This is a genomic window from Rhizobium sp. Leaf341 (assembly GCF_001424325.1).
GTDB lineage: Bacteria > Pseudomonadota > Alphaproteobacteria > Rhizobiales > Rhizobiaceae > Ferranicluibacter.
The window spans coordinates 365037-377807 of sequence record NZ_LMPE01000015.1; the positions used below are offsets into that span (position 1 = coordinate 365037).

Annotated in this window: 10 protein-coding genes; 3 read left to right on the forward strand and 7 right to left on the reverse strand. The window is 64.3% G+C overall.

From position 1 onward, the window contains the following. Position 1 precedes the first annotated feature (1 nt). The 4 genes from ASG03_RS16530 to ASG03_RS16545 form a co-directional block, all read right to left on the reverse strand. Complete coding sequence (locus ASG03_RS16530; RefSeq protein ID WP_062694583.1) at positions 2-1618, reverse strand: ABC transporter ATP-binding protein; 1617 nt, start codon at positions 1616-1618, stop codon at positions 2-4. Further along, positions 1611-2534: an ABC transporter permease gene (locus ASG03_RS16535; RefSeq protein ID WP_062694584.1), complete on the reverse strand. Its 924-nt coding sequence runs from the start codon at positions 2532-2534 to the stop codon at positions 1611-1613. Before ASG03_RS16535 ends, ASG03_RS16530 begins: the two co-directional genes overlap by 8 nt. A 10-nt stretch (positions 2535-2544) precedes the next feature. Beyond that, positions 2545-3459, reverse strand: coding sequence for an ABC transporter permease (locus tag ASG03_RS16540; protein WP_062694586.1), 915 nt, complete (start codon positions 3457-3459; stop codon positions 2545-2547). 97 nt (positions 3460-3556) lie between these two features. Continuing rightward, positions 3557-5056 carry an ABC transporter substrate-binding protein gene (locus tag ASG03_RS16545; protein WP_062474044.1) on the reverse strand — a complete coding sequence of 500 codons (1500 nt, stop codon included), beginning with the start codon at positions 5054-5056 and terminating at the stop codon, positions 3557-3559. A gap of 319 nt (positions 5057-5375) precedes the next feature. Here ASG03_RS16545 and ASG03_RS16550 point away from each other — a divergent pair, with 319 nt between their 5' ends. The 3 genes from ASG03_RS16550 to ASG03_RS16560 are packed head-to-tail and all read left to right on the forward strand — an operon-like array spanning position 5376 to position 8664. Beyond that, entirely contained in the window at positions 5376-6572 is a 1197-nt protein-coding gene (locus tag ASG03_RS16550; protein WP_062695260.1) for a sialidase family protein, read from the forward strand. Then, entirely contained in the window at positions 6569-7534 is a 966-nt protein-coding gene (gene pdxA / locus ASG03_RS16555) for a 4-hydroxythreonine-4-phosphate dehydrogenase PdxA (RefSeq protein ID WP_062694588.1), read from the forward strand. Before ASG03_RS16550 ends, pdxA begins: the two co-directional genes overlap by 4 nt. Before the next feature lie 5 nt (positions 7535-7539). Next, complete coding sequence (locus tag ASG03_RS16560; protein ID WP_156381855.1) at positions 7540-8664, forward strand: iron-containing alcohol dehydrogenase; 1125 nt, start codon at positions 7540-7542, stop codon at positions 8662-8664. 185 nt (positions 8665-8849) lie between these two features. On the opposite strand, the gene ASG03_RS16565 is transcribed toward ASG03_RS16560, so the two are convergent. From ASG03_RS16565 to ASG03_RS16575, 3 genes are all read right to left on the reverse strand, one after another. Further along, the gene (locus ASG03_RS16565; protein ID WP_062474050.1) at positions 8850-9545 is read right to left on the reverse strand and encodes a FadR/GntR family transcriptional regulator; all 696 of its coding nucleotides are present in this window, start codon (positions 9543-9545) and stop codon (positions 8850-8852) included. A gap of 3 nt (positions 9546-9548) precedes the next feature. Next, a complete protein-coding gene (locus ASG03_RS16570) occupies positions 9549-10577 on the reverse strand; it encodes a four-carbon acid sugar kinase family protein (RefSeq protein ID WP_062694592.1) in 1029 nt (342 codons plus the stop codon). 229 nt (positions 10578-10806) lie between these two features. Continuing rightward, a complete protein-coding gene (locus ASG03_RS16575; protein ID WP_244475293.1) occupies positions 10807-12516 on the reverse strand; it encodes a methyl-accepting chemotaxis protein in 1710 nt (569 codons plus the stop codon). Positions 12517-12771: the final 255 nt, after the last annotated feature.

The window sequence follows — 12771 nt, forward strand, 5'->3', positions numbered from 1 at the left end:
CTCAGGCCCGCTGCAGGCGTGCCGCACGGTGCGCGGCCTGGACGTCGGGATCGGGGTTGAGGCCGGCCGCCAGCAAGGATTGCGTATAGGCTTCGCGCGGCGTATCGAAGACCTCCCGCACCGTCCCCAGCTCGACCACCTTGCCGTTCTGCATCACCATGACGTGGTCGGCGAAATCGCGGACGACCGGCAGGTCATGCGCGATGAAGATGAAGGCGATGCCCATGGTCTTGCGCAGATTGTCGAGCAGCGCGATCACCTGCGCCTGCACCGAAACGTCCAGCGCCGATACCGCCTCGTCGCAGATGATCAGCTGCGGCTCCAAAGCCAGCGCCCGCGCGATCGCGATGCGCTGACGCTGCCCGCCGGAAAACTGATGCGGGTAGCGTCCCATATGCTCGGGTCCCAGTCCCACCTGCACCAGCAGCTCCGCCACGCGTGCGCGCCAATTCGGCTTCGGCAGAATGTCGGGATGGATGACCCACGCTTCCGAGACGAGCTGGTAGACCGTCATGCGCGGGTTGAGCGATTGCGTCGGGTCCTGGAACACCATCTGCAGATCGCGGCGCAGCTTGTAGAGCTCCGTCGGACCCATCTGGAACAGGTCCCTGCCCTTCCACAGCGCGCTCCCACCGGTCGGCTCCTCGAGTCGCAGCAGAACACGGGCCAGCGTGGATTTCCCCGAGCCGCTTTCGCCGACCACCGCGAGCGTTTCGCCCGGCATGAGGTCGAACGAAACACCCTTCAGCGCTTCGAAAGCGCCGTAGGACTTGCGGGCTTCGCGCACCGACAGCACGGGTTCGACGCGCGGCAGCGGCACGTGCATCTCGCCTTTTCCCGGCGCCGCCGCAATCAGCTTGCGGGTATAGGGATGCTGCGGATTGCGATAGACCTCGCGCACCGTACCGCTTTCCACCAGCTGGCCCTTTTCCATCACCACCACGCGGTCCGCCACCTCGGCGACAACGCCAAGGTCGTGGGTGATGATCAGGATGGCCATGCCGGTTTCCTGCTGCAGCTCCTCGAGCAGCGCCAGCACTTCCGCCTGGACGGTCACGTCCAGCGCCGTCGTCGGCTCGTCGGCGATCAAGAGGTCCGGCCGCAGCGCGAGCGCCATGGCGATCATGACGCGCTGGCGCTGTCCGCCGGAAAATTCGTGCGGATATTTCCCGAGCGATCCTTCGGGATCGGGAATGCCGACGCGGCCCATCAGCCGCAGGGCCTCGGCCTGCGCGGTCGCGCCGTCCGTGCCATGCGTCGTCAGCGCCTCGCGGATCTGCCACCCCACGGTGTAGACCGGGTTCAGGTGGCTGAGAGGATCCTGGAAGATCATCGCGATGCGGCGCCCGTTGACCTCGCGCCGCGCCTGCGCCGGCATCGTCAGGAGATCGACGCCGTCGAGCAGGATCTGGCCGCCGCTGATGCGGCCGGGCGGCATGTCGATCAGATTCATGATCGCCGAGGAGGACACCGACTTGCCCGAGCCGCTTTCCCCGAGAATGGCCAGCGTTTCCCCGCGGTCGAGATGGTAGGAAATGTCACGGACCGCCTTCACGACGCCGACGGCGGTGTGGAACTCCACGGAGAGGTTGCGGACTTCGAGGAGATGGTCAGCCATTTTTGCGACCCTTCATTTCGAGACGCCAGCGCTGGACGGGATCGAGCGCGATCCTCATCCAGTTCGACAGGAGGTTCAGCGACATGGTGGTGAGAATGATGGCAAGGCCCGGCCAGAACGACAGCCACCACGCATTCTGGAGGTACTGGCGTCCCTGCGCGATCATGAGGCCCCAAGTGATCTCCGGCGGCTGGATGCCGATACCGAGGAAGGACAAGGCGCTTTCCGCCAGCATCACATAGGCGAAGTCGAGGGTCGCAAGGGTCGTCAGCGTCGGCAGGACCACGGGCAGGATGTGACGGAACAGGATGCGCTTGCTGGAAGCCCCCATGACCCGGGCCGCCTGCACGAACATGCGCTCGCGAATCTCCAGCACTTCCGCCCGCGTGGTGCGCAGGTAGACGGGAATGCGGGTGATGGCGAGCACCAGCATGAGATTGAGAATCGAGGCGCCGAGAACGTAGAGCACGATGACCGCGATCAGCAGCGACGGGAACGACATGATGACGTCGGCAAGCCGCATGATGATCTGGTTCACCCGCGGCGACGAGAAGCCGGCGACGAGACCGAGCAGCGTGCCGGTGATCGAGGAAATGGCAACGGCGCCGGCAGCCACCATGAGCGTGTTCTGCGTCGCCACCACGATGCGGGCAAGCAGCGGCCGTCCGAGCGCATCGGCCCCCATCCACCACACCCAGCCGCGGCTCCAGTCGAACGGTGCGGCATTGCGGCCGCGCAGGTTCTGCTTGGTGGCGAGATCGCCCATCCAGTGCGGGCCGATGATGGCCATCACCAGGATGACAAGGAGGAAGATGGCAGCGCAAAGCGCGAACTTGTCGGCCCACAGCATGCGGCCCATGCGCTTCAGGAAGGAAGGCTCTTCGGCGAGCGGCGCGTCGATGGTCTGCAGTGTCATGGTCAGCGCCTCAATGCCGAATGCGCGGATCGAGCAGCGCGTATGCGAGGTCGATCAGCAGGTTCATGAGGAAGATCGCGAGCGCAGTCACGAGGATGGCGGCCAGCACGACGTTGAAGTCCCGCTGGAGGATGCTGTCGATCATCAGCTTGCCGACGCCCGGAAAGCCGAAGATGGTCTCGACGATCACGGCGCCGTTCAAAAGGCTCGCCGCCTGGTCACCGATGACCGTTATGATGGGCAACATGGCATTGCGCAGCGCGTGGATGAAGATGATCGGGCCGGACTTGACCCCTTTGGCCCGCGCCGTCTTCACGTAGGCCGACGACAGCGCGCCGATCATCGAGCCGCGCACGATTTGCACGATGATGCCGAAGGGGCGCACGAACAGCACGCAGATCGGCAGGATCCAGTGCAGCACTGATCCGGTGCCGGAGGTCGGCAGCCAGGCGAGATTGATCGAGAAGACCACGATGGCGACGATCGCGAGCCAGAAATCCGGGACGGACGCACCGATCAGCGAGACGACCGAGGAAAACCGGTCGAAAAAGCCGCCGGCGCGAAAGGCGGCGAGCGAACCGACGAGGATGGCGGCGCCGGTGACCAGCGTCATCGTGATCGCGGCGAGCCACAGCGTCCAGACGAAGGCTTCGAGCACGACGTCGAGCGCCGGGCGCGCCTTGCGCAGCGATTCCCCGAAATCTCCGGTGACGACATCGCCGACATAGTGGCCAAACTGCACGAGCAAGGGATCGTTGAGGCCATGCAGTTCCCGGAACTGCTGCTTCAACTCCGCGGACGCTTCGACCGGGAGAAAGAGTGCCGCGGGATCGCCCGTCAGGCGCGACAGAAAGAACACCATCACGATCAGTCCGACGAGGGAGATCAGGCTGGCGACGGCGCGTTTTCGAATGAAGCTTAACATGGCATCCTCGCCGGAAGTCCTGCGGCAATGGCGGCGGGATCAGCCCGCCGCCACCGCAATCTGGACAGCGGGCGCCGGAGCGCCCGCCGTCGCGGTCTTACTTGATCTTGATCTCGGACAGCTGGAGCGTCGAGTTCGTGGCGATCGTGGGCGTGAACTCCAGACGCTCGGAAACCCGGGCAAAGCCGACCATGTGGAAGAGCAGCACGTCAGCCACGACGTCGTCGTGGAGATAGGCGATCAGTTCGGACCAGAGCTTGGCACGCTCCTCCCCGACCGCTGCTGATGCGCGCTTGATCAGGTCGTCAACCTTGGGATCCGAGAAGCCGGACTGCGTGCCTTCGGTTGCATACTTGAAGAACATCGAGAACGACGGGTCGCCCTTCGAATTGTCATGCATCGCGGCAACGATCTGCGGTCCACGCCCTTCCTTGAACGGCTTGGAGTAATACTGCTCGTGCTCGGCCACTTCGACGAACTTCAGATTGATCTTGAAGCCGACATCCTGGAGCTGCCCCTGGACGGCTTCCATGATTTCCGTGACGTTCGGGAAGTTCGCCGAGCGGGCGATGATCTCGATGGGCGTATCGACCGGCACGCCGTCGGCCTTGGCCTCTGCCAGAAGCTTCTTGGCACCCTCGGGATCGAACGGGAACTGCTTGACGTCCGGGTTCCAGCCGATGGTCGTCGGCGGCACGATGGCCGTGGCGAGAACCGCGCTTTCGGGCACGAGGGTTCCCAGGAACGCCTGGCGATCGATGGCAAGGTTCAGCGCGCGGCGGACACGCACGTCCGAAAGCGGCGGAATGTTGTGGTCGATCCGCAGATACACGGTCTCGCTGTCGAGATAGGACAGGTCGGTCGCGGCATTCGTCGCCTCGAGCTGCGAGATCGACGGCGCAAGGTCCGCTTCGCCGGCCTGCACCATCGCGGCGCGCACGGAAGGATCGGCCCGGAACAGATAGGTCGCTTCGGTGACGTCCGGCTTGGCGCCCCAATAGTCGTCGCGCGCGGTCAGCACGATCTGTTGACCCGGCGTCCAGTTTGTCAGCTTGTAAGGCCCGGTCCCGACGGGCTCGCGGATGAACTCGAGCGGCGTCTCCTCGGGAACGATCGTGACGAGCGACAGAAGGAGCGGAAGGATCGGCTGCACCGGATCGGCGCTGAAATCGACCGTGTTGTCGTCGACGATCTTCGCCTCGATCTTCATGCCACCGAAGTAACGGCGGGATTCGCAGGCATTCTTGTCGCTCATGATACGGTCGAAGCTGTGCTTGACATCCTTGGCATCGAAGGTGGTGCCATCGGAGAACTTCACGCCCTGACGCAGATGGAAGCGCCACGATCCGTCGGCATTCTGTTCCCACTTCTCGGCCAGCCGCGGCTTCACGCCCTGCTGACCGCGAACGTCGAGCTCGGTCAGCGTCTCGCTGACATTCTGCATGATGACGCGCCCGATGTTGGAGCGGGTCGCCATGCACGGCTCCAGCAGGTCGGCCTCTTCAGCCAGCACGATCTTGACCGGACCGGACGCGGCAAACGCCGGCGTCAAAGCGGTGCACAGCATCAGCGCACCGAGAATCAGTGTCTTCTTCACGATAGTCTCCTCCCTTTTCTCTGTTGACCGCGACGCGGGCCTCTCGCGAAGCAGGCGTCACACCGCTGCTCAAGACATCCGGTCGGCGATGATCGTCGTCCCGAGCATCCTCCTGCCAAGGCTGGCCATACCATCGGACCTCGTCACAACTTTGTCAAATTAATTTCGAATGTCATTTCAAACAAAAAATTATCCTCAAAATTCTCTATTATTTGCAGTAGGATAGTATTTTAGAAGATCGGAAATCGCCTGATAGATGACATCAGGAAACTTGACAACTATGAAATTCCCGTGGTTTTTGGCGGGCATGGAGGACAAGATGAATCCCGAAGACATCGCCCGACGCATGAGCGGGACCCTGGCATCCGTGGCCTCTGGACGGGAGGAAGCGCTGCTGCCCTCTCCCATGATCCAGAACCACGCCGCCTTTCTGCACAGGCTCGGGGACGGTGCCCTCGTCTGCGCCTGGTTCGGCGGAACGCTGGAAGGCAAGTCCGATATCTCCATCTTTGCCTGCGTGCTAACCAAAGGCGCGTCGCAGTGGGGCCCACCGCAACAACTGAGCAACGACCCTGCCCATTCCGAGCAGAATCCGATGTTCTTCACGGCACCGGACGGCCGGCTCTGGTTGTTCCACACGTCTCAGCCCTCCGGGAATCAGGACGAATGCCGGATCCGGATGGTCGAAGTTCTCCGGGACAAGGACGACCCGCATGGTCTCACGGCACCGGGCGGGCGCTATCTCGACCTGCCCCGCGGCTGCTTCGTTCGGGCCGGTGTCGTCGTGCGCCAGGACGGCGCGTGGTTGCTGCCGATCTTTCGCTGCATTCAGCGGCCGAACCAGAAGTGGAACGGCAGCCACGACACCGCGGCGGTCGCGATCTCGGAGGACGGCGGGGAGACCTGGCGTCTGCAGGATATCGATGCCTCGATCGGCTGCGTGCATCTCGGACCGGTCCTTCTGGGGGACGATCGCTATGCAGCCTTCTTCCGTCGTCGTCAGGCGGATTTCATCTATCGCACGGAAACGGTGGATGGCGGGCGGACATGGTCGCAACCCCAGCCGACAGACGTCCCCAACAACAATTCCTCCATCGCCGCCACCCGCCTTCAGGACGGCCGGCTCGCCATCCTCTGCAATCCGGTCAATGCCGAGCAGTCATCGGAACGCCGCGCGTCCCTTTATGACGAACTCGGCGAAGCGGACGACCGGCCTGACGCGGATCCGACCGGCGGCTGCACGCCGATCTGGGGCGTGCCCCGCGCCCCCGTTGCGCTCTGCCTTTCGAGCGACGGCGGCCTGACCTTTCCGGAATGGCTGGTCATCGAGACCGGCCCCGGCACCTGCCTGTCGAACGACTCGATCGACGGGCGCAACAAGGAGATGTCGTATCCCTGGCTGCTCGAAGAGCCGGACGGTACGCTGCATCTTGCCTACACCTATCATCGTCGCGCGATCAAACATGTCCGCCTGGCCCGCGGCTGGGACAGTGCGGCTGGACGGAGAGTATCATGAGCAACATCATCGGCATCACCATGGGCGACCCCTGCGGCGTCGGCCCGGAGATTTCCGTCCGCGCCCTTCTCGACATGTCCCCAGAGGATCGGGCCCGCACCCGCATCTACGGCAACCTGCCGACGCTGGAAGCCGCGCGCGATGCGCTGGGCCTCGAGATCGATCTCGCGCCCTACGTCGTCGATCTGCCGATCGAGGGCGCGCCGCTCGCCTGGGGACAACTGAGCCCGATCGCCGGCGACGCCGCCTTCCGGTTCATCGAGAAGGCCGTGCGCGATGCGGAAGCCAGCACGATCGGCTGCATCGTCACGGCGCCGATCAACAAGGAGGCCCTGAACCTCGCCGGCCATCATTATGACGGCCATACGGGCATGCTGCGCAGCCTTACCGGCGCGAAAGCCGCCTACATGCTGCTCGCATCGGAGAAGCTCAAGGTCATCCATGTCTCGACCCATGTCTCGCTGAAGGAGGCGATCCAGCGGGCAACGACGGAACGCGTGCTCGCCACCATTCGCGCGGGCGACGCCCATCTGAAGCGGATCGGCTATGCAGCGCCCCGCATCGCCATCGCCGGCATCAATCCGCATTGCGGCGAGAACGGTCTGTTCGGCACCGAGGACGACGACCAGATCGGCCCCGCCGTGGTCGCAGCCCGCGCCGAAGGGATCGATGCCCACGGCCCCATTTCGGCCGACACCGTCTTCCACCGGGCTTATACCGGCGCCTTTGACCTGATTGTCGCGCAGTATCACGACCAGGGACACATCCCGATCAAGCTGGTGGCCTTCGACACGGCCGTCAACGTCTCGGTCGACCTGCCGATCGATCGCACCTCGGTCGATCACGGCACCGCCTTCGACATCGCCGGCAAGGGCATCGCCAACCATGGCAACATGAACGAAGCCATCGCCTATGCCCGCAAGCTTGTGGCCGGTCGCTCCGGCAAGGCACAGCAAGGATGACCCGCATGGCGATCGCCCCCATCACCCTTCACCAGCCGCGGCGCCTGATCGTCGGCGCCGGCACCATCCGCGAGGTCGGCATCTGGGCCGCGGATGCGGCGTCCGTCCTGGTCATCGCCACGCCGATCACGGCCGGCTTTATCGACCGGCTGCAGCTGAAGGCGCGGATCACCGTCTTCGATGCAATCCCCGGGGAACCCGACATCGCCACGCTGGATGCTGCCATCCAGGCCGCGCGCGGCTGCAGGCCGGATCTGATCGTCGGTCTCGGCGGCGGCTCGGTCCTGGACGTCGCCAAGCTCGTCGCCGCGCTCTGGACTGGAGACCAGACGCTTGCCGATGTTGCCGGACCGAACAAGGTTGCCGGACGGACCACGCGCCTCGTGCAGGTCGCCACGACCGCCGGCACCGGCTCGGAAGCCGGCATCCGCTCGCTGATCACGGATCCGGAAAAGGGCAGCAAGATCGCCGTGGAAAGCCCGCACCTGATTGCGGACGTCGCGGTGCTCGATCCGGAGCTCACCTATTCCGTGCCGCCCGCCGTAACCGCCGCGACCGGCGTGGATGCCATGGCCCATTGCGTCGAAGCCTTCACCAACCGGCGCGCGCATCCGATGATCGACGGCTTTGCCCGCATGGGCTTCAGCCTCGTCGGACGTTTTCTTGCGCGGGCGGTCCGCGATGGAACGGATACGGAAGCCCGTGAGGGAATGATGCTCGCCTCCTACTATGGCGGCATCTGCCTGGGCCCGGTGAACACGGCAGCGGGTCATGCCATTGCCTATCCACTCGGGACGCGGCTTGGCCTCCCCCATGGCCTGGCGAATGCGATCATCTTCCCGCGCGTCCTTGCCTTCAACCAGCCGGTTGCGCAGGAGAAATCCGCAGAGGTTGCCCATGCCTTGGGGCTTGGCGCGGGGGAGCGACTGTCCCAGGACGACCTGCTGCGTCAGGCACATGTCTTCTGCCGCAACCTCGGCATCGAGATGTCGTTGCGCGCGCACGGTGCCCTCGAGGCGGACTTGCCGATCTATGCGGCTGACGCCCATGCCAATCGCCGGCTGATGGACAACAACCCGATCGACATGAGCGTCGAGGATATCCTTGCGATCTACCGCGCCGCCTACTGACAGGCTGCGGGCACGCGAAACCTTCGACGCGACCCGCCCCGACTGCGATGTCGGGGCGCAACAGAGACTGTGGCGACCGGACTGAAAGCGCGTTGCGTGAAAAAGGATTCACGCAACGCGCTTGAAGGTCTTGTTGTGATCCATGTCGTTTCCCGAAACCGCTGCACACGTTCGGGCGACCTGCATTAGTGGGGAAACAGCCGTTCGCGCGATCCGGTCAGATGCTCGCGCATCAGCTGGCCCGCGAGCGGACCATCGCCGGACGCAATCGCCTTGGCGATGGCTTCATGCTCGCCGAAGACGCGCGCAAGACCGGCGCTGTCGCGCTTGACCGAGGCGCCATGGAACTTCATGCCGACGGCGATATGCTCCTTGAGCGCCTCCATGGCCGTCGAAAAGTAGGAGTTGCGCGCTGCACGGGCGATGGCGAGATGGAACTCGAAATCCGCGTCTACCCGATGGGACTGCCGATTGGTGGCGTCGCGCATCAATTCCAGAGCCTGACGGATGGCTGTCAGGCTTGCCTCCGTGTGCCGCGCGGCCGCAGCGCTCGCCGCCGCCGGCTCGAGCGTCAAGCGGAACTCGTAGCAGTTCAAGAGATCGGCGACATTCTCGAGCTGGCCGAAACCCAGAGGCTCCTTCAGCCCCAGCGCCCGCACGAAGCTGCCCGCTCCGCGGCGCGAATAGATCAGGCCCTGCTCCCGCAGCCGCCGAAGCGCCTCGCGGATGATCGGCCGGGACACCTCGAATTCCGCCGCCAGATCATGCTCCGTCGGCAGGCGCTCGTCCGGCTGGTAGGCACCCGACTTGATGGCGCGATGCATCCGCTCGAAGACGACGTCGCCGAGGCTCTTGCGAGTCGTTCCCGCTTCCAGTCCCATTCCTCACCCCCCGTTGCGAACCATCTGGGCCGCGATCTCGCTGAGCGTTTCCGCACCGCCGAAACCGCCGGACTTGGCGATAATGCAATGCCCGTCCGCAAAGGCAACACCCAGTCCCGGCATGCATTCACCCAGGAGACGGAAGCGATGGATCCCCATATGCGCGAGCACCGCCTCAGCCGTCGCCCCGCCCGAAAGGACGAGGGTCGACGCCTTGCGCACCCGGTCGGGATAGACCCCGTCCGCCAGATGGCGCGCGACGTCGAGCGACGAGATCGGCATTTCGCCCGGCACCGCCTGGACGAGGGTCAGAAACGGATCTTCCGCGCCGTCGGACGGGACACGCCCGTTGGGCGCGGCAAGATAGGCCGGCGCGTGGCCGGTGCGCAGATGCGCGATCTGCGCAAGCGTGATGGGATCGCGCGACCCGATGACGAACAGGCCCGGCCCGGCGGGGATCGTCGCGGCCTTGGGCGCGGCATCGCCCGTCATGCGCACCGCCAGGGCTTCGGCAAGCCCCCGCGCACCGATCAGGAGATCGACGCCCTCGGCAAGTGCCGCCTCGAGCGCCGCGCGCATCTGCGCTGCATCGGCCGTGTCCGGGATCCGCGCCCTTCCCGCGTGGACGCCCAGACGATCGGCGATCGGGATCGGGACATCCACGCCGAACCCGCGCACATGCCCGTTCACGGCGAGGCGTCCGAAGTCCGGTATCGCGGGCGCCATCAGGGCCCTGCGGAACGGCATCGCATCAAGTTCGGCTGCGATATGGCCCTTCAGCCGCGAATCGACCTTCTTGAAAAGCACGACGTCGTCCGGCAGAGCTGCAAGAACGGCGCGCGTCGCGGCCTGCGCGGCCTCTGCGCCGACCTCGCGCGATTGGACGTTGATCGACAGGACGTCCGGTCCCTCGGAAAGCGCGTCGGATATGGCAGCCGGGACCAGCGCGACCTCGACCCTGAGGCCCCGCGCGGCAAAGGGTGCTGCGGCATCGAGCGTACCCGTGAGATCGTCGGCAAGTATGACCAGCAAGGACACGGTCTCCGCAATAAGTTGTTATCTTCATTCGCCCATGATCTGTTGTTTTGTCAACATTTTTGGCAATGAAGTGACAGATATTGCGCGGACAGACTGCAGCACTGGGGCTGCAGGGCCGAACCCGTGGTCGCCAAACAGGGCAGACGCGGTGCGTCTGCCCTGTGCATTCCGGGGTCTCTGGAGATGTGGGCGGCGACCGAACGCGGCTACGGACGCCGCACGATCAGGCGGCGAACCGGCTGCGGGCGTCGCGCGGCGCCGGTGATGGCGAGGCCGCGCGATGCGCAACCTTGTCGTCAAAGCGGAACTGCTCCAGCAGCTGGAAGAGTGCGCTGGCCTCTTCCGCGAGACCATGACTGGCCGCCGTCTGCTCCTCGACCATTGCAGCATTCTGTTGTGTGCTCTGGTCGACCGTATTGATGGCCTGGTTGATCTCGCCAAGGGCCGTCGACTGCTCCCGGGCCGCTTCCACGATGGCGCGGATGTCCTCGTTGATGTGCTCGACATGGCCGGCAATCGTCTGAAGGGCCTCACCCGCCTTGCTGACGAGCGATACGCCGCTTTCGACATGCGCGCTCGACGTGGTGATAAGGGCCTTGATCTCCTTGGCCGCGCCGGCGGAACGCTGCGCGAGCTCCCGGACCTCGTGTGCCACGACGGCAAAGCCCTTGCCGGCTTCGCCTGCGCGCGCCGCCTCGACACCCGCATTCAGCGCCAGCAGGTTCGTCTGGAAGGCGATCTGGTCGATGACGCCGATGATATTGGCGATTTCGCGGGAGGAATTGTCGATCTTGTCCATCGCGGAGATGGCCTCGCGCACGACATCGCCGGAATGATCGGCACTCTCCTTGGCGCGACCGACGAGGATGCCCGCGCCCTCGGCACGCTTGCTGGATCCCTTGACCGTGGTGGTGATCTGTTCGAGAGAGGCGGCGGTTTCCTCGACGGAGGCCGCCTGCTGTTCGGTTCTGCGTGCAAGATCGTCCGCCGATGTGCGCACCTCGTCCGCGCCCGAAGCGATGGCTTCGGCATTCGTCCTGACGGCCTTGAGCGCCGTTTCCAGCTTGCGGCAGGCGGCATTGAAATCGGTCCGCAGCTTGTCGAGGCTCGGCTGGAACGGCTTCTCGATCTGCTGGCTGAGATCGCCCTCGGCAAGCTTGGACAGGCTGTCCGCGAGACGGTCGACGTTTTGCACGCGCTCGGTCACATCGGTCGCAAACTTCACCACCTTGATGACCCGGCCCTTCGGATCGAAAACCGGATTGTAGGATGCCTGGATGTAGACGGCTTGGCCGCTCTTGCTGATCCGCGTGAACTCGCTCGATACGAATTCGCCGGCGTTCAGCTTCTCCCAGAACGCCTTGTAGGACGCCGACGCGCGGTAGGCCGGATCGACGAACATGCTGTGATGCTGGCCGACGATCTCGCTCAGGCTATAGCCGAGCACTTTCAGGAAATTGTCGTTGGCGGTCAGAATCGTGCCGTTCGGCGCGAATTCGATCACGGCTTGCGCGCGCGAGACCGCATCGATCTTGGCGCCCGTGTCCATGCCGGCGAGTTTCGTCGCGGTGATGTCGTTCGCGAACTTGATGACCTTCAAGACCTTGCCGGAGGCGTTCTTGATCGGATTGTAGTTGCCGCGGATGTAGATCTCCGAGCCATCCTTTGCGACGCGCATGAACTCGCTGCAGATGAAGTCCCCATCCCGCAGCTTTTTCCAGAAAGCGGCATAGTCGGGGCTCGCGGCATACTCCGCCTCGACGAACATCTGGTGATTTCGCCCGACGATCTCTTGTTCGGCATAGCCCATGAGATCGCAGAAATTCTTGTTCGCCCGCAGGATCTTGCCCGAAGTGTCGAACTCAATGATGGCAAAGGACAGATCGAGCGCGTCCAGGATCTTGCTCGATGTCGATGTAAATATCCCAGTCACGATCACGCTCTCCATAGAAGTGTCACATATACTCGCGCCTTAAGATGAAGACATCGCTAAGATGAAAGTCTAAGCCTACATTTCATAGACGCGCCGCGCCGCTTTCTGCAGGAGATCTGTTCGCGCAAGCTGACCCCGGCTCCGGAAGGACAGCAAAGCCCGACAATGCCCCTCCCACTGCCATGCGGCAGCGCCCTTCTCCGCCGCCATGCGGCCGCGATAGATCCGGACGACGATCATGTCATGGACGCTGCG